22 protein-coding genes are annotated in these 25,629 nt (G+C 55.4%); 11 read left to right on the top strand and 11 right to left on the bottom strand.

Going from position 1 to position 25,629, the window contains the following annotated elements:
* The first annotated feature begins 55 nt into the window (after positions 1-55).
* Positions 56-1,432: an L-seryl-tRNA(Sec) selenium transferase gene (gene selA, locus E0L21_RS16670; RefSeq protein WP_131411423.1), complete on the top strand. Its 1,377-nt coding sequence runs from the start codon at positions 56-58 to the stop codon at positions 1,430-1,432.
* Positions 1,429-3,273, top strand: coding sequence for a selenocysteine-specific translation elongation factor (gene selB / locus E0L21_RS16665; protein WP_131411421.1), 1,845 nt, complete (start codon positions 1,429-1,431; stop codon positions 3,271-3,273). Before selA ends, selB begins: the two co-directional genes overlap by 4 nt.
* A 54-nt stretch (positions 3,274-3,327) precedes the next feature.
* On the opposite strand, the gene E0L21_RS25025 is transcribed toward selB, so the two are convergent.
* Positions 3,328-3,468 carry a hypothetical protein gene (locus E0L21_RS25025; protein WP_165501922.1) on the bottom strand — a complete coding sequence of 47 codons (141 nt, stop codon included), beginning with the start codon at positions 3,466-3,468 and terminating at the stop codon, positions 3,328-3,330.
* Between the two features lie 146 nt (positions 3,469-3,614).
* On the opposite strand from E0L21_RS25025, the gene E0L21_RS16660 reads away from it, so the two are divergent.
* Positions 3,615-4,088 (top strand): 4Fe-4S dicluster domain-containing protein, encoded by a 474-nt coding sequence (locus E0L21_RS16660; RefSeq protein WP_131411419.1) that lies wholly within the window; start codon positions 3,615-3,617, stop codon positions 4,086-4,088.
* Between the two features lie 187 nt (positions 4,089-4,275).
* Here E0L21_RS16660 and avtA read toward each other — a convergent pair whose 3' ends face one another.
* A complete protein-coding gene (gene avtA / locus E0L21_RS16655) occupies positions 4,276-5,526 on the bottom strand; it encodes a valine--pyruvate transaminase (RefSeq protein ID WP_380209583.1) in 1,251 nt (416 codons plus the stop codon).
* A gap of 150 nt (positions 5,527-5,676) precedes the next feature.
* Positions 5,677-7,713, bottom strand: a complete 2,037-nt coding sequence (locus E0L21_RS16650) for an alpha-amylase (protein WP_131411415.1) — start codon at positions 7,711-7,713, stop codon at positions 5,677-5,679.
* Positions 7,714-8,028: 315 nt separating this feature from the next.
* On the opposite strand from E0L21_RS16650, the gene E0L21_RS16645 reads away from it, so the two are divergent.
* Positions 8,029-8,856 (top strand): protein bax, encoded by an 828-nt coding sequence (locus E0L21_RS16645; RefSeq protein ID WP_131411413.1) that lies wholly within the window; start codon positions 8,029-8,031, stop codon positions 8,854-8,856.
* A 48-nt stretch (positions 8,857-8,904) separates the two neighbouring features.
* Here E0L21_RS16645 and xylR read toward each other — a convergent pair whose 3' ends face one another.
* The 4 genes from xylR to xylF form a co-directional block, all read right to left on the bottom strand.
* On the bottom strand, positions 8,905-10,083 hold the full coding sequence (xylR, locus tag E0L21_RS16640; RefSeq protein WP_131411411.1) for a D-xylose utilization transcriptional activator XylR: 1,179 nt from the start codon (positions 10,081-10,083) through the stop codon (positions 8,905-8,907).
* 102 nt (positions 10,084-10,185) lie between these two features.
* Positions 10,186-11,367, bottom strand: a complete 1,182-nt coding sequence (gene xylH, locus E0L21_RS16635; protein ID WP_131411410.1) for a xylose ABC transporter permease XylH — start codon at positions 11,365-11,367, stop codon at positions 10,186-10,188.
* Positions 11,345-12,886 carry a xylose ABC transporter ATP-binding protein gene (locus E0L21_RS16630; protein ID WP_131411409.1) on the bottom strand — a complete coding sequence of 514 codons (1,542 nt, stop codon included), beginning with the start codon at positions 12,884-12,886 and terminating at the stop codon, positions 11,345-11,347. Before E0L21_RS16630 ends, xylH begins: the two co-directional genes overlap by 23 nt.
* A gap of 89 nt (positions 12,887-12,975) precedes the next feature.
* Positions 12,976-13,968, bottom strand: coding sequence for a D-xylose ABC transporter substrate-binding protein (gene xylF / locus E0L21_RS16625; RefSeq protein WP_131411408.1), 993 nt, complete (start codon positions 13,966-13,968; stop codon positions 12,976-12,978).
* A 349-nt stretch (positions 13,969-14,317) separates the two neighbouring features.
* Here xylF and xylA point away from each other — a divergent pair, with 349 nt between their 5' ends.
* The 4 genes from xylA to E0L21_RS16600 all read left to right on the top strand — a co-directional run bounded on the left by xylA (position 14,318) and on the right by E0L21_RS16600 (position 18,730).
* Positions 14,318-15,640 (top strand): xylose isomerase, encoded by a 1,323-nt coding sequence (gene xylA / locus E0L21_RS16615; protein WP_131411406.1) that lies wholly within the window; start codon positions 14,318-14,320, stop codon positions 15,638-15,640.
* Positions 15,641-15,689: 49 nt separating this feature from the next.
* The gene (gene xylB, locus E0L21_RS16610; RefSeq protein WP_131411404.1) at positions 15,690-17,144 is read left to right on the top strand and encodes a xylulokinase; all 1,455 of its coding nucleotides are present in this window, start codon (positions 15,690-15,692) and stop codon (positions 17,142-17,144) included.
* A 129-nt stretch (positions 17,145-17,273) separates the two neighbouring features.
* The gene (locus tag E0L21_RS16605) at positions 17,274-17,810 is read left to right on the top strand and encodes an isochorismatase family protein (RefSeq protein ID WP_131411402.1); all 537 of its coding nucleotides are present in this window, start codon (positions 17,274-17,276) and stop codon (positions 17,808-17,810) included.
* Entirely contained in the window at positions 17,810-18,730 is a 921-nt protein-coding gene (locus E0L21_RS16600; protein WP_131411400.1) for a GlxA family transcriptional regulator, read from the top strand. Before E0L21_RS16605 ends, E0L21_RS16600 begins: the two co-directional genes overlap by 1 nt.
* Here E0L21_RS16600 and E0L21_RS16595 read toward each other — a convergent pair.
* Complete coding sequence (locus tag E0L21_RS16595; protein ID WP_131411398.1) at positions 18,723-19,718, bottom strand: acyltransferase; 996 nt, start codon at positions 19,716-19,718, stop codon at positions 18,723-18,725. The two genes, E0L21_RS16600 and E0L21_RS16595, sit on opposite strands and share 8 nt — an antisense overlap.
* 173 nt (positions 19,719-19,891) lie before the next feature.
* Between E0L21_RS16595 and E0L21_RS16590 the strand changes: the two genes are divergently transcribed.
* The 3 genes from E0L21_RS16590 (at position 19,892) to glyS (ending at position 23,318) form a co-directional block, all read left to right on the top strand.
* A complete protein-coding gene (locus tag E0L21_RS16590) occupies positions 19,892-20,191 on the top strand; it encodes a YsaB family lipoprotein (RefSeq protein WP_131411396.1) in 300 nt (99 codons plus the stop codon).
* Between the two features lie 136 nt (positions 20,192-20,327).
* Positions 20,328-21,239, top strand: a complete 912-nt coding sequence (gene glyQ / locus E0L21_RS16585) for a glycine--tRNA ligase subunit alpha (RefSeq protein WP_017458223.1) — start codon at positions 20,328-20,330, stop codon at positions 21,237-21,239.
* 9 nt (positions 21,240-21,248) lie between these two features.
* Positions 21,249-23,318, top strand: a complete 2,070-nt coding sequence (gene glyS, locus E0L21_RS16580) for a glycine--tRNA ligase subunit beta (protein WP_131411395.1) — start codon at positions 21,249-21,251, stop codon at positions 23,316-23,318.
* A 56-nt stretch (positions 23,319-23,374) separates the two neighbouring features.
* Here the strand turns inward: glyS and E0L21_RS16575 are convergent, their stop codons facing one another.
* From E0L21_RS16575 to E0L21_RS16565, 3 genes are read right to left on the bottom strand one after another with little or no spacing between them, the layout of a single operon-like run.
* The gene (locus E0L21_RS16575) at positions 23,375-24,346 is read right to left on the bottom strand and encodes a GGDEF domain-containing protein (protein WP_131411393.1); all 972 of its coding nucleotides are present in this window, start codon (positions 24,344-24,346) and stop codon (positions 23,375-23,377) included.
* A gap of 2 nt (positions 24,347-24,348) precedes the next feature.
* Positions 24,349-24,990: a chemotaxis protein CheC gene (locus tag E0L21_RS16570; RefSeq protein ID WP_131411391.1), complete on the bottom strand. Its 642-nt coding sequence runs from the start codon at positions 24,988-24,990 to the stop codon at positions 24,349-24,351.
* Complete coding sequence (locus E0L21_RS16565) at positions 24,987-25,358, bottom strand: response regulator (protein ID WP_131411389.1); 372 nt, start codon at positions 25,356-25,358, stop codon at positions 24,987-24,989. Before E0L21_RS16565 ends, E0L21_RS16570 begins: the two co-directional genes overlap by 4 nt.
* Positions 25,359-25,629 lie beyond the last annotated feature (271 nt).

Here is a 25,629-nt window from a genome sequence, read left to right as displayed (position 1 = left end):
TCCCCTCACGTCAAACCCCCTGACGGGAGGGGGCAACTCATAGCCAGGCCTTTTCATGACAACTCTTTACAGCCAGATCCCTTCGACCGATCGCCTGTTACGTGACGAGGCGTTCGCCACTTTATTAACTACTTTCGGCCACAGTCGCGTGGCGCAAACGCTGCGCCAGCTTCAGGACGAGGCGCGCGCGCAGATCCGTGAAGCACAAACGTTACCCGACTGGTGCCTCGACTGGGCAGCGGCGGCGCAACAGCGGCTGGAACAAAGCGACAGCAGCGCGCTGCGCCCGGTGTTTAACCTGAGCGGCACGGTGCTGCACACAAACTTAGGCCGCGCGGTTCAGCCGCAGGCCGCCATCGACGCCGTCGCGCAGGTGATGGGCTCGCCGGTGACGCTGGAGTATGACCTCGATGGCGCGGGTCGCGGTCATCGCGATCGCGCACTGGCGGATTTACTCTGCCAGCTTACCGGCGCGGAAGACGCCTGCATCGTCAATAACAATGCCGCAGCAGTGTTGCTGATGCTGGCAGCGACGGCGGCTGGTCGCGAAGTGGTGGTGTCACGCGGTGAGCTGGTAGAAATTGGCGGTGCGTTTCGCATTCCGGATGTGATGCGCCAGGCGGGTTGTGTGCTGCACGAAGTGGGCACCACTAACCGCACGCATGCGAAGGATTACCGCCAGGCGATTAACGATAACACCGCGCTGCTGATGAAAGTCCACACCAGTAATTACCATATCGAAGGTTTTACCAAAGCGGTGGATGAAGCCGAGCTGGTCGCGCTAGGCGAAGAGCATGCGCTACCGGTGATTGTCGATCTCGGTAGTGGTTCACTGGTCGATTTAAGCCGCTACGGTTTGCCGCAGGAACCGATGCCGCAAGCGCTGATTGCCGCTGGTGTAAGCCTGGTGAGTTTCTCCGGCGATAAGCTGCTCGGCGGCCCGCAGGCGGGCATTATCGTGGGTAAAAAAACGCTGATTGAACAGTTGCAGCAGCACCCGCTGAAACGCGCATTGCGGGCGGATAAAATGACACTTGCGGCGCTGGAGGCGACGTTACGCCTCTATCTGCACCCGGAAAAACTCACTGAGAACCTGCCGACGCTGCGTTACTTAACCCGCCCGGAGGCGGAAATTCGTGAGCAAGCGCAGCGCTTGTACGCGGCGCTGACGGCGCGTTATCACGCGTTTGAGCTGCGTGTGGAAGCCTGCCTGTCACAAATTGGTAGCGGTTCGCTGCCGGTCGACAGGCTGCCGGGCGCGGCGCTGACGTTTACTCCGCGCGATGGCAGTGGCCGACGTCTGGAGGCGCTGGCCGCGCAGTGGCGGGCGCTGCCACAGCCGGTGATTGGTCGTATTTACGATGGTCGCCTGTGGCTGGATTGCCGCTGTATTGATGATGAATCCCGCTTGCTGGAGATGTTGCTGAAATGATTATTGCTACTGCCGGGCACGTCGACCACGGCAAAACCACCTTGATTGAAGCGATTACCGGCGTGAATGCGGATCGTCTGCCGGAAGAGAAAAAACGCGGCATGACCATCGATCTCGGTTACGCCTACTGGCCACAGCCGGATGGCCGTGTGCCGGGTTTTATTGATGTGCCTGGGCATGAAAAATTCCTCTCTAATATGCTCGCGGGTGTTGGCGGCATCGACCATGCGCTGCTGGTGGTGGCATGTGATGATGGCGTAATGGCGCAGACGCGCGAGCATCTGGCGATTTTACAATTGACCGGCAACCCGGCGCTGACGGTGGCACTGACCAAGGCAGACCGTGTGGATGAGGCACGCATTGCCGAGGTGCGCGCGGAAGTACAAAACACGCTCCTGGCCTTTGGTTACCCGCAGGCGACGCTGTTTGTCACTGCCGCCACGGAACAGCGCGGTATTGCTGAGTTACGTGAACACCTGTTGCAATTGCCAGAACGCGCGCATCCGGAGCATCAGCGTTTCCGCCTGGCGCTGGATCGCGCTTTCACGGTAAAAGGCGCGGGGCTGGTGGTGACGGGAACGGCGCTGTCCGGCGATGTCCGCGTAGGCGATACGCTGTGGCTGACCGGGGCGAATAAACCGATGCGTGTGCGCGGGTTGCATGCGCAGAACCAACCTGTCGATCACGCTCATGCCGGGCAACGTATCGCACTGAATATTGCCGGTGATGCAGAAAAAGAAGCGCTTAGCCGCGGTGACTGGCTGTTGTCGCAGCAGCCCGACGAACCCACCGAGCGGCTGATTGTCTCCCTGCAAACTCACGTTCCGCTGACGCAATGGCAGCCATTGCATATTCATCATGCCGCCAGCCACGTTACCGGGCGCGTGTCGCTGCTGGAAAATGGCCTTGCCGAATTGGTGCTTGATACGCCGCTGTGGCTGGCGGACAACGACTTACTGGTGCTGCGTGATATCTCCGCGCGCAGCACGCTGGCGGGTGCGCGCGTGGTGACGCTGAACTCACCGCGTCGCGGCAAGCGCAAGGTGGATTACCTGGCGTGGATTGGCGAACTGGCGCAAGCCAAAGATGATGCCCAGGCGTTGGCCGTGCATTTATCGCGCGGGGCGGTGGATCTGCGCGCGTTTGGCTGGGCTCGCCAGTTAAGCAGCAACGGTCTGGCGGCGCTACTCGATAACCCCGGTTTTATCCGCGCGGGTGATAACCTGCTCAATGCGCCCGTAGCCGCGCGCTGGCAGCGCAAGTTGCTGGACACGCTGGCGACTTACCATGAACAGCATCGCGAAGAGCCGGGTCCTGGGCGCGAACGCCTGCGACGCATGGCGCTGCCCATGGAAGATGAAGCGCTGGTATTAACGCTGATTGAACGTATGCGTGAGAGCGGCGATATCCACAGCCACCACGGCTGGCTGCACTTGCCGGAGCATAAAGCCGGTTTCAGCGACGAGCAGGCGCAGTTGTGGCAGAAAACCGCGCCGCTGTTTGGCGACGAACCCTGGTGGGTGCGGGATTTAGCCCGGGAAATCGGTGTTGATGAACAGGCAATGCGCGGCGTACTGCGCCAGGCGGCGCAGCAGGGATTGATTACGGCGATCGTCAAAGATCGTTATTACCGCAACGATCGCATTGTGACCTTTGCCAGCATGATCCGCGATCTTGATCAGGCGCGCGGTTCGACCAGCGCAGCAGACTTTCGCGATACGCTGAATGTGGGGCGCAAACTGGCGATTCAGATCCTCGAGTATTTCGACCGCATTGGTTTTACCCGTCGCCGTGGCAATGACCACATCCTGCGCGACAAGGCGTTATTCCTCAAAGAGTGATCAACTCTCGGGCTGGCGATTTTTCGCCAGCCGCATCAACCCTCGCAAAGCAATTTACCGCAAGGAAACGCCGGTCATAACCTTCAATGTCTCCCCGAACCCAGCGGAAGATTTGACGTTAAGCGCAAGCAGCCCGGCAGCGGATGCGAAACCTGTGGAATCAAACTGGAACGTGATAGCAGATTCAATGCTCATTGGCGAGCGGCTCCTGCACGCCTGATGCAGGTTGCCAGAAATGTTCAGGCAAATGACAAAACTGGCGGCTTTCCCGCTTGCGATCAAAGCATTGCGGCGGTTTTTTCTGGCACCCTTGTCGTTTTCGTGCCCAGGTGGAGTGGGGAATGAACCGTTTTATTATCGCTGATTCGACCAAATGCATTGGCTGTCGCACCTGCGAAGTCGCGTGTGTGGTGTCGCATGAAGATAATCAGGACTGCTCGGGTGTGAAACCCGCGACCTTTTCCGCGCGCATCCGCGTGGTGAAAACAGGCGATTTCTCTACTGCCGTTACCTGCCATCATTGCGAAGACGCTCCCTGCGCTAATGTCTGTCCGGTCGGCGCGATTGGTCGGGCCAACGGCGCGGTGCTGGTTGAGCAAGCGCGCTGTATCGGTTGTAAAAGTTGCATGATTGCCTGCCCGTTTGGTGCCATGCAGGTGATGCGTGTTGATGACCGGGCGCAGGCGCTGAAGTGCGATCTGTGCCAGCATCGTGAAAACGGTCCGGCTTGTGTCGAGGCTTGCCCGACCAACGCGCTGAGTTGCCTAAACCCGGTGCAGCTTCGCGAGAATCGGCTGCAAAGCCAGCGGCTCTAGCCAGCAAATCGGCGTGCATTGCACTAAAAATCACCCCCCATAGAAAGCAGTGATTCGCAAATCATAAAGAAAAGCCGCTGCCAGTTCTGCAAGCGTTAAGCCCAAAGGCATCAGGTCGAGGTGACGCGCCCTTGTTCGTGGGCGATAAAAAAGCCCTCGACAGAGGGCTTAATTCAGCGTGTTCGCTTTAGTTTTCTTGCCAGGCTTTTTCAATCTCTTCGGCGAGGATTTTCACGCCTGCTTCGATAAGCTCCGGCTCCGGCACATAGTTCATGCGCATGCACTGATGGGTGTGCGGCCAGGGTTTATCCAGACCCGGGAAGAAGTAGTCTCCTGGCACCATCAGCACGCCGCGTTTTTTCAGCCGTTGATACAGCAGCTCGGTGCTGATCGGCAGGTCTTTAAACCACAGCCAGAGGAAAATCGCCCCTTCCGGTTTGTGGATCAGGCAGCGCTCTTCCGGTAAATAGCGGCGCAGCGTGGCGATCGTTTCCTGTACCCGCTGGTAGTAAAACGGCTTGATCACCTCTTCAGAGAGGCGCAGTAAATCTTTGCGCTTAATCATTTCGCACATCATCGCCGGGCCAATGCCGCCTGGCGCGAGGCTGATAATGCCGTTCATATTGCGAATTGCAGAGATCACTTTTTCGCTGGCGATAATAATGCCGCAGCGGCTACCCGGCAGGCCCAGTTTCGACAGGCTCATACACAGAATGATGTTTGGGTTCCACAGCGGGCGCGCTTCGCTAAAGATAATGCCCGGGAAAGGGACGCCGTAAGCGTTATCAATCACCAGCGGAATGTTGTGCTGATTCGCCAGCATATCCAGTTTCATCAACTCTTCGTCGGTGATCACGTTGCCGGTCGGGTTGGTCGGGCGCGAGACGCAGATCATGCCGGTCTCTTCGCCAATATGCAGGTGTTCAAAATCGACGTGGTACTTAAACTGCCCGTCCGGCAACAGTTCAATGTTGGGGCGCGCGGAGACAAACAGATCTTCTTCCAGCCCGGAATCGGCATAGCCAATGTACTCTGGTGCCAACGGGAAAAGCACTTTCCTGGTGCTCCCATCGGCGCGGCGGCCAGCAAACAGGTTGAACAAGTAGAAAAACGCGCTCTGGCTGCCGTTTGTCAGTGCAATATTCTGTGGCTCAATATCCCAACCTAACTCTTCACGCAGCATAGCTGCCAGCGCCGTCAGTAACTCCGTTTTACCCTGCGGGCCGTCATAATTGCACAGTGCATCAGTCGCTTTGCCGTTTTCCACCATGTCTGCAAGCAGGTTGTGGAAGTAGTCGGTCATCGCCGGGATTTGTGCCGGGTTACCGCCGCCAAGCATGATCGCGCCAGGGGTGCGTAAACCGTCGTTGAGATCCTCCATCAGGCGTGTGATGCCTGCGTGGCGGGTAAATTTGTCGCCGAAAAGTGAAAATGTCATCGCTACTGCTCTGTCGGGCTGCGGATCAAAGTGGCTAACCATAGCGCTCCAGACGGCGAGGTGCAAATCGCCGCCGGTGCGCCTTTTTCACTCTTAATTCTTATCAATGACAGTTGAGCGATATATTATGCTGATGTTTGCTTTTATGGCTCAGCGGCGCGCAGCACCCGCCCAGACCACCATCACTTTGTCTTCGCCTTGCTCACGAACAAAACCGTAGCCCTGCGGTAGCGTAAGCGTGGTTTGTTTGCCCATGCCCAGCGCCGGATGGCGCGCGCGGAACTGCCCCAGGGTTTGCCAGTGCTGCAGGCTGGCGGCGCTCTTGCCGTCGAGATCCTGCCAGTTCATATCCGATCGCGTACCTTGTAATGGATCCGATCCTGTCGGGCCAAAAGGCCGCGCGCTTTCATCGCCGTAAAAGATCTGCACCGCGCCGGGGGCAAGCAGCAAAAGCTCTGCGGCTTGCTGGCCGCCCTCGCGGAACAGCCGGGTATCGTGGGAGGAGAGGTAGCTCAGGACATTAAAACTTTGCAGTTTGTCCGCCATCTGCTGCCAGACATTATCCATATTCGCCAGGCACGATACCGCGTCGGCGGCTTGTTGCTGATAGTCAAAATTGATCATCGCATCAAAGCCATGGCGGTAATAATCGCTCTGCATCACGCCATGCCCCCAGGATTCGCCGGTCATCCAGAAAGGGGCGTCATCGATTTTTTTCTGCGGATTGGCCTTTTTCCATTCTGCAAGTGCCGCTGTGGCCTGGGTTTTTAATTGTTGCCAGGCCGCCAGCTCGACATGTTTGGCAGTATCAACGCGAAAACCGTCAATGCCGTATTCACGCACCCACTCGCTGAGCCAATGGGTGAGGTAATCGCGCGGGGTATAACCTGCGATTTCCCGAGCGTGTGTATCCGGTTTGTGGCGATAAAACACCGGTAAACCTGAAGGCGTGGTGGATTCGGTTTTCAGATCCGGTAAAAACGCCAGCGACAGGGTGAGGTCGTCAAAACCGGGGTTGTCATAGTCGCCGATATCGGTGCGGATCCAGTTCTTACCCCACCAGTTTTGCCAGGCGCTTTTATCGCTAAAGTTGATGTAATCATTGAAGCTATGCCAGCTTTGCCCGGCGGCGGGACGCCAGTCAGTCCAGTGCTCGCCGAGGATCTTTTTGCGCTCTTCGTCTTTCAAATACAGCGCGCCGAACTGGAAGGTTTGCATATCGGCCAGCGTCGCATAGCCGGTGTGATTCATTACCACGTCAAACAGCACGCGGATGCCGCGCTGGTGCGCTTCATCAACCAGCTTACGCAAGTCATCTTCGCTGCCCATATTGGCGTCGAGTCGCGTCCAGTCCTGCGTGTAATAACCGTGGTAGGCATAATGAGGGAAATCGCCTTTCGTACCGCCGCCAACCCAGCCGTGGATCTGCTCCAGCGGCGAGCTTATCCATAACGCGTTGACGCCCAGCTGCTGCAAGTAATCAAGTTTGCTGGTCAGCCCTTGCAGGTCGCCACCGTGAAAGGTGCCAATCTCCTGCATGCCATCTTTATGCCGCCCGTAGCTGTTGTCATTGGCGGAATTGCCATTCACAAAGCGATCGGTAAGGACAAAATAGACCGTAGCGTTATGCCACTGAAAGGGGGCTGCGCCCTGCGTTTGCGCTTTTTCCAGCAGGAGAAGACCGTCACTTTCCGGTGCGGGTTGCAACGTGATTTTCCCGTCACGTACGGTGGCGGTTTGTTGGCTGTAGAAATCGCGTACAACGCTGCCTTCCGGGAAGGTGCTGCCAACAGGCACGGTCAGCGGCTTATCGTCACGCACCGGGCACTGGCGCGCAACGTTAACCGGCGTTTCGCTGGCCTCGCTTTTGACACTAAGCAGCAATGTTGGCGTGCCGGAACGGGTATCTAGCTGTATTTGGTAATCGCCATCACGGAATATCCGCCACTGCGGCGCGCTGCTGCTGCAAGGCTTCAACGAAAGCATTTGGTTCAGTTTGATGTCGCCGGCGGGCTGCCAACATTGCTGACCCTGCTGTAACGCGACCGGATACTCGCCTTTTTTCAGCGCAGCCTGGCTGCGCCAGAGACCGGTGCCGTCGTCAGTTAAAGGGGGGAAACCGGTGGCGGACCAGTCGGCGAGAGCGATGCCGGGAAGCAACAGCAGTAACAGTGCGGAGTGTTTCATCGGATGTCCCAGTGATGGCGATTTTACTCAGTTTGCCACTCCGCCTGGTGGGGGAACTCCTCCCTGGTCGTAATCGCCAGGGAGGAGGGGGCAGGGTGAGCGATCGCGCACATATTGTTAATGTGGATTTGCGATAACCGCCACATTTAGAAGAGATTGTCCGTTTTATGTGCAGTTTCCTGGTGACATGATTTCAGAATTGGATTATTTCTGTACGTGCTCTTGCAGGCTATTTTTGGTATGATTTGAGATTCAGCTCTCAAAATTATGCAAAAAAGAAGGTGTTGGAATGTTCATATCCGACCAGGAGACCTAATGATATCGATACCCATGCGACGACTTGGGGCCACGATACTCATGTTTTCCACCTTGATATTTTCAGGTGGGGTGCTGGCAAAGACGCACACAGAAACAGCGAGTCACAAAGCCCACGTCACTAAGGCAAGCGTAAAAAAACAGGCAAGCAGTAAACAAGAGTATTCTCGCAATAGTGTAAATAGCAGTTCACTTCCTGATTTGCGAAAATACCCTTCCGGAACACCAAGGAAAAAAGCGTTTCTCCGGACGGTAATGCCTTATATCACCAGCAAAAACTCTGCGATTACCGCCGAGCGTAACTGGTTGCTGTCAAAACAGTACAACAGCCAATGGTCGCCTGCCGAGCGCACGCGTCTGAAGGATATTACTCAACGCTACAAAATCAGCTGGAACGGGAATACGCGTCGTATTCCATGGAACGCGCTGCTGGAGCGTGTAGACATTATCCCGGACAGCATGGTTGCTACCATGGCGGCAGCGGAAAGTGGTTGGGGCACGTCAAAACTGGCGCGTACCAACAATAATCTGTTTGGTATGAAATGTGCGAAAGGCGCTTGTAAAAACGGTGCTGGCAAAGTGAAAGGCTACTCTCACTTTAACTCCGTACAGGAGTCGGTTGAGGCGTATGTCGTTAACCTGAACACTCATGCCGCGTATGCGTCATTCCGTAAATCCCGTGCGCAGTTGCGTAAAGCGGACCAGGAAGTGACGGCGACCAACATGATCCATAAGCTGAAGGGTTACTCAACCCGTGGTGCGAGCTACAACAACTATCTGTTTGCCATGTATCAGGACAATCAGCAGCTAATCGCCGCCCATATGTAATGTCAGCCCTGTAAACGCCTTCCAGCCGGAAGGCGTTTTTCTTTTGTGCTAAATAAGGATTTCGCTGTAGCGGTCGCGGTAGTCTTTTGGCGTGCTGTCGTACTCTTTGCGAAACACGGAGTAGAAATATTGCAGCGACGGGTAGCCGCACATCTGTGAGATCTCATTGATCGAGAGCGATGTCGATATCAGCAGGCTGCGGGCTTTTTCCAGTTTTTCCGCATGAATCATCGCGTGAATCGTCTCTCCCACCTCTTCTTTAAAGCGCTTTTCCAGGTTTGAACGTGAGATGCCGACGGCATCCAGCACCTGATCCACTTTGATGCCTTTACAGGCGTGATTACGGATGTAATGCATCGCCTGAATCACCGCCGGGTCGTTTAGCGAGCGATAATCCGTGGAGCGTCGGGCCACCACACGCACCGGCGGAACCAGTAACCGCTGTAACGGCATCGTTTCGTTATCCAGCAGACGATGCAGCAGCTTCGCCGCCTGGTAACCCATTTGCCGGGTTCCCTGCGCCACGGAAGAGAGCGCCACGCGCGAAAGATAGCGGGTGAGTTCTTCGTTATCGATACCGATCACGCACAGTTTTTCCGGCACCGGAATATGTAAATGGTCACACACTTGCAGAACATGGCGAGCGCGGGCGTCGGTAACGGCGATAATCCCGGTCTGCGGCGGCAACGTTTGCAGCCAGTCCGCCAGCCGGTTCTGCGCATGTTGCCAGTTCTCTGGTGCGGTAGTCAGCCCCTGGTAAACAACACCGCGGTACTTTTCTTGCGCCACTAGCTGGCAGAAGGCGTGCTCACGTTCTGCCGCCCAGCGCTTGCCGCCAGTGGCCGGCAGGCCGTAGAACGCAAAACGGTGCACACCTTTCTCTTTCAAGTGCAGAAACGCGCTCTCCACCAGCGCGTAGTTGTCGGTTGCAATGTAATGCACCGGCGGGTAGTGCTCCGGTGTGTGATACGAACCGCCTACGCCGACAATCGGCACGTCGACATCCGCCAGCAGCCGCTCAATGTCCCGGTCGTCATAATCGGCGATCACGCCATCGCCCAGCCACTCTTTGATATTTTCAATGCGGGCGCGAAAATCCTCTTCAATGAAGATATCCCACTCGGATTGCGACGCCTGTAAATACTCGCCGACCCCTTCGACAACCTGGCGGTCGTAGGCTTTATTGGCATTAAATAACAACGTGATGCGATGGCGCTTCTCAAACATGTTGGTTTGCTTCCTGACTTTCCATCCGATCTCATTATGATATTCATCAAACTAATGAATAAAAGAGATCCGGCAGTGTGATCGCGCCTTAATTCACAATTTTCAGACCCGCCGTTTGGTGGCTGAATCCATCCATACGGCCAGCAGCAAAATGGCTCCTTTAACGATGTATTGCCAGAACGTCGGCACATCCATCATGCTCATGCCGTTATCCAACGAGGCCATAATAAACGCGCCCATCACTGCACCCGCGACGCTACCAATACCGCCTGCAAGGCTGGTGCCGCCAATCACACAAGCGGCAATGGCGTCCAGTTCGGCGATGTTCCCGGCGGAAGGTGAGCCCGCTCCGAGGCGCGAGCTGAGAATCAAACCGGCAATCGCCACCATCAGTCCGTTAATCGCGAATACCGCAAGTTTGGTGCGCTCAACGTTAATGCCGGAGAGCCGTGCGGCCTCCAGATTGCCGCCAATGGCGTAAATACGGCGGCCAAACGCGGTGCGCGTCGCCATAAACATGCCTGCCAGCAGCAAAAACGCCAGCAGCAGTACCGGCGTGGGGACGCCACGGTAATCATTCAGCAGCCAAATAGCTCCAAGTACGATCACTGCGATAATCGCCTGGCGGCCGGCTGCTGCCGTGGAGGGAGATGTTGCCAGTCCCAGCGTCTGGCGGCGCATGCGACCGCGCCACTGCCAGAACACAAAGGCCACCAGGCCCAGCAGACCCACGCCGAAACCCACGCCGTCCGGTAAATAGCTTTGGCCAATTTGCGACATCGCCGCGCTGGTGGGGGAAACCGTGGTGCCGTTGGTAATACCAATCAGCACGCCACGAAAAGCCAGCATCCCGGCCAGCGTGACAATAAACGACGGAACTTTGCGATACGCCACCCACCAGCCGTTCCAGGCACCGAGCAGCAGGCCGAGCACCAGTGTCACCGCCACGGTCAGCGGCAGCGGCCAACCCAGCCAGACGTCGAAAATCGCCGCCGCGCCGCCGAGCAAACCCATCATGGAGCCGACGGAAAGGTCAATTTCGGCGGAGATAATGACAAACACCATTCCCACCGCCAGGATGCCGGTGATCGCGGTTTGGCGCAGCAGGTTGGATATATTACGCGCGCTTAGGTAGGCACCATCGGTCATGCCGGTGAAAAAGAGCATAATCACCACAATGGCGGCAATCATCACAAATACTTGTAAATTAAGGGACTTCAGCCCGGAAAAAGCCCCTGGCGAGGCGGTAGTTAACTTGATTTCAGACGGGTTGCTTTTCGACATGATGTTCGCTCCTCAGCGCCGCTTCCATGACCTGCTCCTGGGTCAAATTACGATTGATGAGATCGGCTTTTAGCTTGCCTTCATGCATCACCAACACCCGATCGCTTAATCCCAGAACTTCGGGGAGCTCGGATGAGATAACGATGACGGCGATCCCCTGCTGCACCAGTTGATTAATCAGTTTGTAGATTTCATATTTCGCGCCGATATCGATGCCGCGTGTAGGTTCATCGAGGATCAAAATGCGCGGATTGAGTAACAGGCAGCGGGCGAGAATGGCCTTTTGCTGGTTGCCCCCACTCAGGCGGCCAATGGCCAGCTCCGGAGAGGACGTTTTCACTTTTAGCCGCTGGAGTGACTGTAAAATGCACGCCTGCTCGGCGGCGTCATCCAGGCTGCTCAGCGCCCCGGTAAACTGGTTAAGCGCTGCTAGCGTGATGTTCTTGCCCACAGCCATCACCGGCACGATGCCGTCTTTTTTGCGGTCTTCCGGCACCATCGCAATACCAAAGTCGATAGCCTGCTGGCAGTTGTGAATTTGTACCGCTTTGCCATCAAGAAAGATTTGCCCTTCCCAGCGCCCCGGCCAGACGCCAAACAGGCACTGCACCGCTTCGGTTCGCCCTGCGCCAACCAGCCCGGCGATGCCAAGGATCTCGCCGCGCTTCAGGCTGAATGAAATATCGTTCACGCGTTTGATATGGCGGTTTACCGGGTGCCAGGCGGTAAGGTGTTCAACGCGCAGGATTTCGTCGCCTGTCGCGTGCGGTTCATTGGGGTAGAGCGCGGTCAGTTCGCGGCCTACCATCATTGTGATGATGTCGTCTTCGCTCATGCCCGCGGCATCACGCGTACCGATATGCTTGCCATCACGGATAACGCAGATGGTGTCCGATATCGCTTTGACTTCATTCAGCTTGTGGGAAATGTAAATGCAGGCGATATCGTGGTTGCGCAGGTCGCGGATGATATCCAGCAGCACGGCGGTTTCCTGCTCGGTCAGCGAAGCGGTGGGTTCATCCAGAATAAGCAGTCGTACCTGCTTGTTCAGCGCTTTGGCGATTTCGACCAGTTGCTGTTGCCCAAGCCCTAAATCACCAACCCGGGTATTGGGCGATACTGTCAGGCTCACCTGTTTGAGCAGCTTTTCGCAGCGAAGCGTCATCAGGTCGTAATCCATCACCCCGTGGCGAGTGATTTCCGTACCGAGGAAAATGTTTTCCAGCACGGTTAAATGTTTCACCAGCGCCAGTTCCTGGTGAATGATGGCAATCCCTTTCCGCTCGGTATCGCGGATATGGCTGGCTTGCAGGGTTTCGCCCGCAAAAATGATTTCTCCCTCATAACTGCCAGCCGGGTAAATCCCACACAGCACTTTCATCAGCGTGGATTTACCCGAACCGTTCTCACCACACAGCGAGAGCACCTCACCCGTATTAAGGTGCAGACTGACATTATCTATCGCCTTTACGACACCAAAGGTTTTGGTGATATTTTTCATTTCAAGTAAATAAGGCATGGCTGCTCCACGTCATTCGCCGATATACAGCGCCTGAAAGAGATGGCAGCCGACGCGCCCGCTGGCTAATGGCCGGCGCGCCGACGGTTTTAGAGCTGATCTTTCTGATGGAATCCGTCTTTGATGACAGTAGCGTCGATGTTGTCTTTGGTGACTTCGATTGGTGTCAACAGGCGGGCAGGAACATCTTTCAGGCCGTTATTCAGCGAGGCGTCCGCTTTTGGCGTCTTGCCGTTGCCCAGTTCGACGGCAATTTCCGCAGCGGTATTCGCCAGTTGGGTGATTGGCTTATAGACCGTCATGGTCTGGCTGCCGTTAATCAACCGTTTCACCCCTGCGAGGTCGGCATCCTGGCCCGAAATCGCCACTTTCCCGGCCAGACCCTGGGCGCTCAGAGCCTGAATTGCGCCGCCAGCGGTCGCATCGTTGGAAGCGACCACCGCATCAATTTTGTTATTGTTAGCGGTGAGGGCGTTTTCCATAATCTTCAGCGCGTTTTCCGGTAACCAGCCATCGACCCATTGATCGCCGACAATTTTAATTTTCCCGCTATCGATATAGGGTTTTAATACTTTCATTTGACCGGCACGGAATAACTTGGCGTTATTATCTACTGGTGATCCGCCCATTAAGAAATAATTTCCCTGCGGGACTTTGCTTACCAGGCTTTGCGCCTGTAATTCCCCGACTTTTTCATTATCGAATGAAATATAGAAATCGATGTCGGCATTATTAATCATGCGATCGTAAGCCAGAACTTTAATTCCTTCCTGTTTGGCTTCTTTTATTACGTTACTTAATACCTGACCGTTGTAGGGAATAATAACCAGTACATCAACGCCACGGTTGATCATATTTTCAATTTGCGACATCTGCGTTTCTTCATTTCCGTTTGCGGATTGAACAAACACGTTAGCACCGAGCGACTCGGCTTTTTTCACAAAAATATCGCGGTCTTTTTGCCAACGTTCAAGGCGCAAATCGTCAATCGCCATGCCGATTTTCACCTCTTTGGCATGGCCGAAAGCGCTTGCCAGCAGCAGGGAGGCGCAGAGTGTAAGGCAAAGGTTCTTTATCTTCATAATAGTAATACCTTTTGTAGGGTGAAGGGCGAGATAAAAGAAACATGCACTGCTATAGACGAGCAAATTCTTAACGCAGAATTGTTTGCTGGCAATTACAGATTTTTATCCGGGCGTTACGTTTTTTGGTTTATTTGCTGATTTATGACCGCGATCTTATTTTAAAAAAAGCAAAACCGATTTTGCATAAAAAACAGGAAGGCTTGTCGCAGCGGCAGAGAGCATTATTTGCGAGCCAGCGCACGTTTGTGCATTCTCTTAATAGCAGTGTGAAATAACGTAATTGAGCGAGCCAGAGAGAGAATCCAGTATTAACGTCAGATTTGTACACTCGCCAATGGAGCTCATTATGCAAGCTTATTTCGACCAGCTGGATCGGGTTCGTTTTGAAGGTCCAAAAACCACGAATCCTTTAGCGTTTCGTCATTACAATCCGGATGAGCTAGTGCTCGGTAAGCGCATGGAAGATCACCTGCGTTTTGCTGCCTGCTACTGGCACACTTTCTGCTGGAACGGCGCAGATATGTTTGGTGTGGGCTCCTTCAATCGCCCATGGCAACAGCCTGGCGAAGCCATCGCGATGGCGAAGCGTAAAGCCGATGTCGCGTTTGAGTTTTTTCATAAACTCAATGTGCCCTATTACTGCTTCCACGATGTGGACGTTTCGCCAGAAGGTGCGTCGCTGAAAGAGTATCTGAACAATTTTGCACAGATGGTGGACGTGCTGGCGGAAAAACAGCAGCAGAGCGGCGTGAAGCTGCTGTGGGGCACAGCGAACTGCTTTACCAACCCGCGCTACGGCGCTGGCGCGGCAACCAACCCGGATCCGGAAGTGTTCAGTTGGGCGGCGACGCAGGTGGTTACCGCAATGAACGCCACGCACAAACTGGGTGGTGAAAACTATGTGCTGTGGGGTGGTCGCGAGGGTTATGAAACCCTGCTGAATACCGATCTGCGCCAGGAGCGTGAGCAGATTGGCCGCTTCATGCATATGGTGGTTGAGCATAAACACAAAATCGGTTTTCGCGGCACGTTGCTTATCGAGCCAAAACCGCAGGAACCGACCAAGCACCAGTACGATTATGACGCTGCCACCGTTTATGGCTTCCTGAAACAGTTTGGTCTGGAGAAAGAGATTAAACTGAATATCGAAGCCAACCACGCCACGCTTGCAGGTCACTCCTTCCATCATGAAATCGCCACGGCAATCGCGCTGGGGCTGTTTGGTTCAGTGGACGCGAACCGCGGCGATCCGCAGCTCGGCTGGGATACCGATCAGTTCCCGAACAGCGTCGAAGAGAACGCGCTGGTGATGTATGAAATCCTCAAAGCGGGCGGTTTCACCACCGGCGGCCTGAACTTTGACGCCAAAGTGCGTCGCCAGAGCACCGATAAATACGATCTCTTTTACGGCCATATTGGCGCGATGGACACCATGGCGCTGGCGCTGAAAGTGGCGGCTCGCATGGTGGAAGAGGGCGAGCTGGATAAACGTGTGGCGAAGCGCTATGCGGGCTGGAATGGTGAGCTGGGTCAGCAAATTTTGCAGGGACAGCTTAGCCTCGCGGAGCTGGCGAAGTACGCTGAGCAGCAGAACCTGGCACCGCACCACCAGAGCGGTCATCAGGAGCAACTGGAAAACCTGGTTAACTACTACCTGTTTGATAAGTAAACCGTTCTGCGCCGCGGATAACGCGGCGCACTAAAAAGGAGTGGTCACTATGTATATCGGGATCGATCTCGGCACCTCTGGTGTGAAGGCGATTCTGCTCGGCGAGCAGGGTGAGGTGCTGGCCTCGCATACGGAAAAACTCAGCGTGTCGCGACCGCATCCGCTGTGGTCGGAGCAAGATCCCGAAGCGTGGTGGCAGGCGACGGACCGCGCCATTCTGGCATTGGGCGAGGCGCACTCGTTACATCAGGTGAAAGCGATTGGCCTCGCCGGGCAGATGCACGGCGCGACGCTGCTCGATAAAAACAACCAGGTGTTGCGCCCGGCCATTCTGTGGAATGACGGTCGCAGCGGCGAAGAGTGCGCGCTGCTGGAAGAAAAGGTCAAAAATTCCCGTGCGATTACCGGCAACCTGATGATGCCCGGTTTTACCGCGCCGAAGCTTTTGTGGGTGCAGCGTCACGAACCAGAAATATTTGCCCATGTGGCGAAAGTGCTGCTGCCCAAAGATTTTCTGCGTTTGAAAATGTCCGGCGTATTCGCCAGTGACATGTCCGACGCGGCGGGAACAATGTGGCTGGATGTGGCAAACCGCGACTGGAGCGATGACATGCTGGCTGCGTGCTCGCTTTCGCGTGCGCAGATGCCTGCGCTGTTTGAAGGCAGCGAAATCACCGGCGAGTTGCTACCGGAGGTTGCCCGGCGCTGGACGATGCCGGTAGTTCCGGTTGTGGCGGGTGGCGGGGACAACGCCGCAGGTGCTGTTGGGGTCGGTATGGCCGATGCAGGCCAGGCGATGTTGTCGCTGGGCACATCCGGGGTTTATTTTGCCGTCAGCGAAGGGTTCCTCAGTAAACCTGAAAGCGCGGTGCACAGTTTCTGCCACGCACTGCCGGGGCGCTGGCATTTGATGTCGGTGATGCTTAGCGCAGCGTCATGCCTGGACTGGGCGGCGAAGCTGACGGGGCTGGAGTCGGTTCCGGCATTGATTAACGCCGCGCAACAAGCGAACGATAACGCCGGGGATCTGTGGTTTTTACCCTACCTTTCCGGAGAACGCACGCCGCATAACAACCCGCAGGCGAAAGGCGTGTTCTTTGGTCTGACGCATCAGCATGGCCGCGAAGAACTTGCCCGCGCCGTGCTGGAAGGTGTCGGTTTCGCGCTGGCGGATGGTATGGATGTTGTCCACGCCTGCGGCGTAACACCGCAGAGCATTACGCTTATCGGCGGCGGTGCGCGCAGCGCATGGTGGCGGCAAATGCTGGCGGATATCAGCGGATTGCAGCTGGATTACCGCACCGGCGGCGATGTTGGGCCTGCGCTTGGTGCGGCGCGGCTGGCGCAAATTGCCATCAATCCGCAAACGCCGTTGGCGACGCTGCTGCCGCAACTGCCGGTTGAGCAACAGCACACACCGGATGCCGATCGACACGCCCATTATGCGCCACGTCGTGAAACGTTCCGGCGCATCTATCAGCAGCTACTGCCGTTGATGTCCTGATTTTTCCTGCTTATCCGGCTCACTGTTCAGGTGGGCCGGAATCACCATGATGTTGTCCTTTTTTGGTCTTAGCAGGCGCAAAACTCCTTGCCACAATGGTGTTAACCTCACTGAGCAAGGAGTCCTGAAATGTCCCGCACCGCGCTGATTAATATCGACACACAGCAATCTTTTTTCCATCGCGACTACTGGCAAGATACGGATTTCGCTGCGTTTCAGCAGGCGATCTCCACGCTTATCGCTGGCTGTGAAGCACGCGGCGTGCCGATAGTTGATATCTTTCATGTCGCCGACAACGGGCCGTTTTCGCTGGAGAGTGGTTTTGTCACGCCGATGCCGTTCCTGCAACACCGCGCCGCCGTAACGTTTTATAAGCACGTACACAACGCATTTACGGATACCGGGCTGGATCACTGGTTGCGTAGCCGCGACATCAACCATCTGATTATTTGTGGTATTCGCACCGAGCAGTGCTGCGAAACCACCGCGCGCGTTGCGTCGGATCTGGGGTATCGCGTGACCTTTGTTAGCGAAGCGACACTGACCTTCCCGATGACGCATAAAGGGGTTACGCTGGATTGCAACGCGTTGCGCCATCGCACCGAAACCGTGCTCGAAGGCCGCTTTGCCGCCATTAAAACCGTCCACGAGATTCTGGAACTGTAATGACCACAGATGTCTGGTTTGTGATGTTGCCCGGCGTTTTGGCGCTGGATATGACCGGCCCGGCGGAAACTTTCGCGCTGGCAGATAACGCCTTTCGTCTGCACTACGTTGGCCCGGAAGAGAACGTATTGACCTCGATTGGCCTGACGATGAGCAACATCGCACCGTTACCGGACACCCTGCCGGAAGGCAGCCTGCTGGTGCTGCCGGGCGTGTCAGATTCCTCACGGTTATTCGATACGCCACAGGCGAACGCTGTGCGGCACTGGCTGATGCGCCTGCAACCACTGATTCACAGCCAGAGCATTGCGTTGATGTGCGTCTGTTCCGGCGCGATACTGGCGGCGAAAGCCGGGTTGATGAACGGCATTCAGTGCACCACCCACCATGATGTCATTGGCCGTTTACGCGCGGTGGCACCTGCGGCGCAGGTCAAAGAGAACCGTATTTTCATTGAGGATCGCAGCATCTGGACCAGCGCGGGTATCACCTCGGGTATCGATCTAGCGCTGCATTTGATTAACCGGCTGTGCGGGCCGGAAATGGCGCTGGCGGTAGCGCGGGAAATGGTGGTCTGGTTCCGCCGTTCCGGGGAAGATCCGCAAATCTCACCGTGGCTGCGTTACCGTAACCACCTGCATCCGGCGGTGCACCGCGCGCAAGATGCGCTAACGGCGGAGCCGCAAAAAGCCTGGCAACTGAGCGACATTGCCGAGCGGGCGCACGTTAGCCCACGGCATTTAACACGTTTGTTCCAGCAGCACCTGGGGATCAGCGTGCGAGATTATCTTGAACAATTGCGACTGGTGATTGCCGAGCAATGTCTGTTGCAAGGGCGCGGCGCAGAGCAGGCCGCGCTTGCTGCCGGGTTCTCCTCGCCGCGCCAGCTACAGCGGGCGCGCCAACGGGCGATTAACTGACAAAACGGCGTCTGTCGAGACGTTGCACCAGCATCGATAGCGCCAGGCTCGCCAGCAGTGTGGCGGTGAAAATCCATACAATGTCGAGTAGCGGTGAAGCGTGGATTTCAATGCCGCGCGTACGCAGGGCGTGAATAATCAGCGCATGAAAACCGTAAATACCCAGCGAATGGTGAGAAATCAGCGTCAGCCCCGGCAGCGTGCGGCTATTAAGCGTATTTTTGATAAGCGTAAACAGTGCAATGGCGCAAAGAAAGACCATCGGCCCACAGTAGAGATACCAGGTATCGGCGAAATTGCCGCGCCATTTCAGCTCATTGAGCGTGCCGCGTGAAATCACAAATACAGCGGCTAAAAACAGGACGGCGCAGGTCCAGGTGAGCGCCCGTTTTTGTGTCTCCATCATGCCAATGGCGCGCCCGAGCATGCCATACAAAATGTAGTAAAACGTATCCCCACCAATATAAAGATTGACCGGCAGCCACTCAAAACCGCTGATTTTCTGCGGCACCGTATTCGGGTTCGCCACAATGCCAATCACCACCACTAACGCCAGCAGCATTTTGCCGCTGAGCGCTTTCACCTGAATCAGCGGCGACACCAGATAAATGACGATAATGGCGAAGAAAAACCACAGGTGATAGAAAACCGGTTTTTGCAGCAGATTTTTCAACGACAGCTCACTGTTGATCGAAGTAAACAGCACGATATAGAGCAGGGCTACCAGGCTGTAGAACACCAGACAAAGCGCGATACGCAAGAAGTGGCGCGGTTGTGCGCTGCGTTCGCCAAAAAAGAGGTAGCCGGAAATCATAAAAAACAGCGGCACGCTGACGCGGGAAGCGGCGTTGAGAATATTAGCGATGTTCCAGTCGAAAGTGGTGATGCTGGCAGGGTTCGTAATGTACCAGGTAGTGGTATGGATCATCACTACCATTAAACAGGCTATCCCTCGCAGATTATCTATCCAGTAAATTTTCGACTGCATCAGTTCCTCTGTTTTCACGTTAAAGATAAATCCTCTCTGACTGTTAGATTATCTACCTATCTCATTAGATAATTCTGAGTTTTCCCGCTCTCGCTTGTGCGTTTCGCGCAGATTTGCAAAATTTGCGTCCCACGCCTTTAAAAATAACAGCCCGCAAGCAGGCAGTGATAAAAATGATGAAGTGTATTGTTCCCGCACTGGTGCTGCTATTAGCTGGCTGCAGCGCCTCTTCGGATATTCCCGCGCAGAAAGCGCAAAAAGCGCGGCCTGGCCCGGAACATTCGCTGGATATGGAAAATTTGTGCAGACAAAATGCCGCGCGCCGCTACAACACGGGCGTACAGCAAATTAATGTCACCGGCTTTGAGCAATTTCAGGGCAGCTATGAAATGCGGGGTATGACACCGCGCCGGGAAGCCTTTGTCTGCACTTTTGACGCGGAAGGCCAATTTTTACACCTTTCGATGCGCTAGACCGCTAGATTCCCGTCCGGCGGCGCGCGCTTTCCCCAATTTTCCTTAAACAAATCCGTTTCGTACTGTATATCTTGCAGCCAGCGGGTATACTGGGCGCTTCCTATAAATCCACACGTATCCAGCACGAAAGAATATGCAAAAGTTTGATACCAGGACCTTTCAGGGTCTGATCCTGACCTTACAGGATTATTGGGCTCGTCAGGGCTGTACCATTGTTCAACCTTTGGACATGGAAGTGGGCGCCGGTACCTCACACCCGATGACCAGCCTGCGTGCACTGGGGCCAGAACCGATGGCTACCGCGTATGTGCAACCTTCCCGCCGTCCGACCGATGGGCGCTATGGCGAAAACCCGAATCGTTTACAGCACTATTATCAGTTCCAGGTGGTGATTAAACCGTCTCCGGATAACATTCAGGAGCTGTACCTCGGGTCACTGAAAGAGCTGGGTATGGATCCGACCATTCACGATATTCGTTTCGTGGAAGACAACTGGGAAAACCCGACGCTGGGTGCCTGGGGTCTGGGTTGGGAAGTGTGGTTAAACGGCATGGAAGTAACGCAGTTTACCTACTTCCAGCAGGTTGGCGGTCTGGAGTGTAAACCGGTTACCGGTGAAATCACCTACGGTCTGGAACGTCTGGCCATGTACATTCAGGGCGTGGACAGTGTTTACGACCTGGTCTGGAGCGACGGCCCGCTGGGTAAAACCACTTACGGCGACGTGTTCCATCAGAACGAAGTGGAGCAATCCACCTACAACTTCGAATACGCGGATGTCGACTTCCTGTTCAGCTGCTTCGAGCAGTATGAAAAAGAAGCTCAGCAGTTGCTGGCGCTGGAAAACCCGTTGCCGCTGCCTGCCTACGAGCGCATTCTGAAGGCCGCCCATAGCTTCAACCTGCTGGATGCGCGTAAAGCTATCTCCGTGACGGAACGTCAGCGCTATATTCTGCGCATCCGCACGCTGACCAAAGCAGTGGCTGAAGCGTATTACGCTTCCCGTGAAGCCCTTGGCTTCCCGATGTGTAACAGAAATAAATAAGAGGCGGCCATGTCTGAGAAAACTTTCCTGGTGGAAATCGGCACAGAAGAGCTGCCACCAAAAGCATTGCGCAGCCTGGCCGAGTCCTTCGCTGCCAACGTTACCGCTGAGCTGGATGCAGCGGGTGTGACCCACGGCGACGTGCAGTGGTTCGCCGCGCCGCGGCGTCTGGCGGTAAAAGTCGCCAAACTGGCGGCATCCCAGCCGGATCGCGAAGTTGAAAAACGCGGCCCGGCGATCGCCCAGGCGTTTGACGCTGAAGGTAAGCCGAGCAAAGCGGCTGAAGGTTGGGCGCGCGGTTGCGGCATCACTGTCGATCAGGCCGAGCGTTTGACCACCGACAAAGGTGAATGGCTGCTCTATCGCGCGCATGTTAAAGGCGAAAACGTAGAAGCGCTGCTGCCGAACATGATTGCCAACTCGCTTGGCAAGCTGCCGATCCCGAAACTGATGCGCTGGGGCGCGTCGGATGTGCACTTTGTGCGCCCGGTTCACACCGTCACGCTGTTGCTGGGTGACACCGTGATTCCAGCGACGATTCTTGGCATTCAGTCCGATCGCGTGATTCGCGGCCATCGCTTTATGGGTGAGCCGGAGTTCACCATCGACAACGCCGATCAGTACCCGCAAATTCTGCTGGAGCGCGGCAAAGTGGTTGCCGATTACGATGCGCGTAAAGCGAAAATCAAAGCGGATGCTGAAGCAGCGGCGCGTAAGATTGGCGGCAATGCCGATCTGAGCGACAGCCTGCTGGAAGAAGTGACTTCTCTGGTTGAATGGCCAGTGGTGCTGACCGCGAAGTTTGAAGAGAAATTCCTTGCTGTTCCGGCTGAAGCGCTGGTTTACACCATGAAAGGTGACCAGAAATACTTCCCGGTGTATGGCAATGACGGCAAACTGCTGCCGAATTTTATCTTCGTCGCTAACATCGAATCGAAAGATCCGCAACAGATTATCTCTGGTAACGAAAAAGTGGTGCGTCCGCGTCTGGCGGATGCCGAGTTCTTCTTCAATACCGACCGCAAAAAACGCCTCGAAGATCATCTGCCGCGTCTGCAAACCGTGCTGTTCCAGCAACAGCTGGGTACGCTGCGCGATAAGACCGACCGTATTCAGGCGCTGGCGGGCTGGATTGCGGGGCAGATTGGCGCGGATGTAAATCACGCCACGCGCGCGGGCCTGCTCTCCAAATGCGACCTGATGACCAACATGGTGTTCGAATTCACCGACACCCAGGGCGTGATGGGCATGCACTATGCGCGTCACGACGGTGAAGCAGAAGACGTTGCTGTGGCGCTGAACGAACAGTACCAGCCGCGTTTTGCCGGTGATGAACTGCCGTCGAACCCGATTGCTTGTGCACTGGCGATTGCCGATAAGATGGACACCCTCGCGGGGATCTTCGGTATCGGCCAGCATCCGAAAGGCGATAAAGACCCGTTCGCACTGCGGCGCGCCGCGCTGGGCGTACTGCGTATTATCGTTGAGAAGAACCTGGCGCTGGATCTGCAAACCCTGACCGAAGAAGCGGTGCGTCTGTACGGCGACAAGCTGACCAACGCGAAAGTGGTCGATGATGTGATCGACTTTATGCTGGGTCGTTTCCGTGCCTGGTATCAGGACGAAGGTTACAGCGTTGATACCATTCAGGCGGTGCTGGCGCGTCGTCCGACCAAACCGGCCGATTTCGATGCGCGTATGAAGGCGGTTTCGCACTTCCGTACGCTCGACGAAGCGGCGGCGCTGGCGGCAGCAAACAAGCGCGTTTCCAATATCCTGGCGAAATCCGACGAGACGCTGAACGACATCGTTCACGCCTCGGTGCTGAAAGAAGCAGCGGAAATCAAGCTGGCGGGCAACTTAGTGGTGCTGCGCGATAAACTGCAGCCGTACTTTGCTGAAGGCCGTTACCAGGACGCATTAATCGAACTGGCGCAGTTGCGCGAGCCGGTGGATGAGTTCTTTGAGAACGTGATGGTGAATGCTGACGACAAAGACGTGCGTATCAACCGTCTGACATTGCTGTCTAAACTGCGTGAATTGTTCCTGCAAGTTGCGGATATCTCTCTGTTGCAGTAATTATCATTGCTATGAAAAACCCGCTGCGGCGGGTTTTTTTATGTCTGGCGTCAGGGCTACGGCGTGTTTTGCTCGCCGGGGTAAGGGACGAACGGCGTAAACGTGGAATTGACGCGAACGTTGTTACGGCCTGCGCGCTTAGCTTCATACAACGCATTGTCGGCGCTCTGGATAAGCTGCCCGTACTCGGTGTGGTTTTTCTGGCAGAGACTGGCGACACCAATACTGACGCTGACGATACCACCGGGGGAACTGGTGTGGGGCAAATCCAGTAGCTGTACGCTGGTGCGGAGTGTCTCGGCGAGCTCAACGGCATCGGCACAGCGGGTTTCGGGTAGCAGGGCGCAGAACTCCTCTCCACCATAACGGAACAGGACATCGGCAGGTTTTTTCAGCGCACCGCGCATCGCCATAGCAATTTGCTGTAAACACTCATCGCCGCGCTGGTGGCCATTGCAATCGTTATAAAGCTTGAAGTAATCCACATCAATCAGCAGCAGCGACAGCGGCTTGTTATTGCGCTTGCTGGCGCGCCATTCACGCTCAATGCAAAGGTCGAAATAACGGCGGTTGCCAACGCCGGTAAGCCCATCCGAAAGCGATTGTGACAGCAGCTCATGCGCCTGTTCGCGCAGTAATGATTCGCGGCGCACGGCGGCGGTGACATCGGCTATCTGAATCAGGCAATACCGTTCACTATCGCCTAATGGCACAATCGTTACCGCTTGGCTCAGGCGCGCGCCGGGGCGTGAAGGTTCGGCGTAGAGCGGGAAGGGTGAACGGTGCAAAGATTGCGAAAGCAGGGCAGATAAATTGTGGTCAATAGCCTGACGAATCGCATCGCCGACGCGGTGACAGGCCAGATCGGGGAATACGCTAAAAAAATCCTCGCCAACCGTGTCGCAGGCTGCACGCCCGGTGTGCATTTCTAACCACGCGTTCCACAGGGCGATACGGTACTGTGCGTCAACAATGATCACACCGAGGCTTAAGGATGAAAAGGCATCAAACAACAACTTATCTTTCATTTTCAATGCATTCCGTCTGGAACACTGCCGGTTTCTAAGCGGCTGATATAAAGCCGGATCTGTTCACGTAAGTCACGCAGCGCAGACATATCAAGGATAAAGGCGAGATACCCCTGAATTTGCTGGCGCTCAAGCGCAAAATCGATGCGCAACATCATCACCAGCGGGTCGTTGTCATCTTTGTTTGGGTTGAGGATCTGCTTGCTGCTGCCCACGCGAACCACGGGTAGCGAACCTTGTAGCTCTTTCTGGAACATATTGGCCAGCGTCCCGACACAGGCGTTGAGCACAATATTGCCAATTTCGCTCATCGCTTCGCGTTCCATCTCGCCCAGTTCATGCGCTGGGATCAGATCGCCCACCATCATGCGCACAATTTCAAAACTGGCGGCTTCAGGAAACATCAAAATCGCTTCGGTAGCATAAGCGCCCTCAAAATGCTGGCTAATGCCGAATAACGATATGCCCGCCCCCAGCTCATCAGCGGCTTCAGAGCGTGGCGTAAAGCGGATTGTCGGCACCGACATCCGCACTTCTTCATTGACGATATTGCTCATTGCGGCGGCGGCCTGGCCGACGCCGATGTTGAAGATCTCCATCAGGCTGTCGGTTTCAATTTCGCTGATATCCGGCAATTCACTCATGGATGTGCCTCCAGTCCGTTCAACAAGGCGTGGAGTTGCGGCTCTTTCAGCGGTTTTGGCAGGAAGCCAACACCAAGCGCTTGTGCAGCGGTTTGTATAGAGTTCTGAACGTTGGCGGTGAGCAGAATGATATGTGTGCCAGGGTGCGTCTGGCGGATGCGCGAAGCGGTTTCCATGCCGCCAATACCTGGCATGTTTACATCCAGTAAAATCGCATAAGGTGTGTTTGCTGATGCCAGTTCGATCGCCTCTTCGCCCGTTCCGGCCTCGTCGATTTTCCAGTCCCCGTGCAGGTTGAGCACATACTGGCGTGAAATCATGCGTGACAGGCGGCTGTCATCGACAATCAGGATATATTTCGACATCATTCATTCTCGTCTGGTTATTCATTGTCTAAAAAGGACAATGCAAAGCGCCCGGGGTCGCTCTCTTCCCTGATGAATGCGGCTTAACGTTTCAACATCGTTGTGTTTTCACATCACGCGCTGTTTCGTTGTTTCCTTTGTGAAATTCTCTTCCCGGTTTACACGCACGGCCTGCTACTTTTAGTTAAGTCACCTTATTCATCGGCAATAACATGCAAATGATTAGCGCCTTTATGACGAGGTGGTGAAAATTTAATCTTGAAGAGGAGAAATG

It is taken from the genome of Kosakonia quasisacchari (genome assembly GCF_004331415.1).
GTDB lineage: Bacteria > Pseudomonadota > Gammaproteobacteria > Enterobacterales > Enterobacteriaceae > Kosakonia > Kosakonia quasisacchari.
The sequence above is the reverse complement of the archived record's forward strand: the minus strand, read 5'-3'. Positions and strand labels throughout refer to the sequence as shown.

What these genes read in the sequence shown, in the direction of transcription:
- glyQ (WP_017458223.1), top strand. Translation starts at nt 20,328, where the DNA reads ATGCAAAAGTTTGATACCAGGACCTTTCAGGGTCTGATCCTGACCTTA.
- E0L21_RS16660 (WP_131411419.1), top strand. Translation starts at nt 3,615, where the DNA reads ATGAACCGTTTTATTATCGCTGATTCGACCAAATGCATTGGCTGTCGC.
- E0L21_RS16565 (WP_131411389.1), bottom strand. Translation starts at nt 25,358, where the DNA reads ATGATGTCGAAATATATCCTGATTGTCGATGACAGCCGCCTGTCACGC.
- xylF (WP_131411408.1), bottom strand. Translation starts at nt 13,968, where the DNA reads ATGAAGATAAAGAACCTTTGCCTTACACTCTGCGCCTCCCTGCTGCTG.
- E0L21_RS16605 (WP_131411402.1), top strand. Translation starts at nt 17,274, where the DNA reads ATGTCCCGCACCGCGCTGATTAATATCGACACACAGCAATCTTTTTTC.
- E0L21_RS16600 (WP_131411400.1), top strand. Translation starts at nt 17,810, where the DNA reads ATGACCACAGATGTCTGGTTTGTGATGTTGCCCGGCGTTTTGGCGCTG.
- E0L21_RS25025 (WP_165501922.1), bottom strand. Translation starts at nt 3,468, where the DNA reads ATGAGCATTGAATCTGCTATCACGTTCCAGTTTGATTCCACAGGTTTC.
- E0L21_RS16595 (WP_131411398.1), bottom strand. Translation starts at nt 19,718, where the DNA reads ATGCAGTCGAAAATTTACTGGATAGATAATCTGCGAGGGATAGCCTGT.
- xylB (WP_131411404.1), top strand. Translation starts at nt 15,690, where the DNA reads ATGTATATCGGGATCGATCTCGGCACCTCTGGTGTGAAGGCGATTCTG.
- E0L21_RS16650 (WP_131411415.1), bottom strand. Translation starts at nt 7,713, where the DNA reads ATGAAACACTCCGCACTGTTACTGCTGTTGCTTCCCGGCATCGCTCTC.
- E0L21_RS16630 (WP_131411409.1), bottom strand. Translation starts at nt 12,886, where the DNA reads ATGCCTTATTTACTTGAAATGAAAAATATCACCAAAACCTTTGGTGTC.
- E0L21_RS16575 (WP_131411393.1), bottom strand. Translation starts at nt 24,346, where the DNA reads ATGAAAGATAAGTTGTTGTTTGATGCCTTTTCATCCTTAAGCCTCGGT.
- avtA (WP_380209583.1), bottom strand. Translation starts at nt 5,526, where the DNA reads ATGACATTTTCACTTTTCGGCGACAAATTTACCCGCCACGCAGGCATC.
- xylA (WP_131411406.1), top strand. Translation starts at nt 14,318, where the DNA reads ATGCAAGCTTATTTCGACCAGCTGGATCGGGTTCGTTTTGAAGGTCCA.
- xylR (WP_131411411.1), bottom strand. Translation starts at nt 10,083, where the DNA reads ATGTTTGAGAAGCGCCATCGCATCACGTTGTTATTTAATGCCAATAAA.
- E0L21_RS16645 (WP_131411413.1), top strand. Translation starts at nt 8,029, where the DNA reads ATGATATCGATACCCATGCGACGACTTGGGGCCACGATACTCATGTTT.
- selA (WP_131411423.1), top strand. Translation starts at nt 56, where the DNA reads ATGACAACTCTTTACAGCCAGATCCCTTCGACCGATCGCCTGTTACGT.
- glyS (WP_131411395.1), top strand. Translation starts at nt 21,249, where the DNA reads ATGTCTGAGAAAACTTTCCTGGTGGAAATCGGCACAGAAGAGCTGCCA.
- xylH (WP_131411410.1), bottom strand. Translation starts at nt 11,367, where the DNA reads ATGTCGAAAAGCAACCCGTCTGAAATCAAGTTAACTACCGCCTCGCCA.
- E0L21_RS16590 (WP_131411396.1), top strand. Translation starts at nt 19,892, where the DNA reads ATGATGAAGTGTATTGTTCCCGCACTGGTGCTGCTATTAGCTGGCTGC.
- E0L21_RS16570 (WP_131411391.1), bottom strand. Translation starts at nt 24,990, where the DNA reads ATGAGTGAATTGCCGGATATCAGCGAAATTGAAACCGACAGCCTGATG.
- selB (WP_131411421.1), top strand. Translation starts at nt 1,429, where the DNA reads ATGATTATTGCTACTGCCGGGCACGTCGACCACGGCAAAACCACCTTG.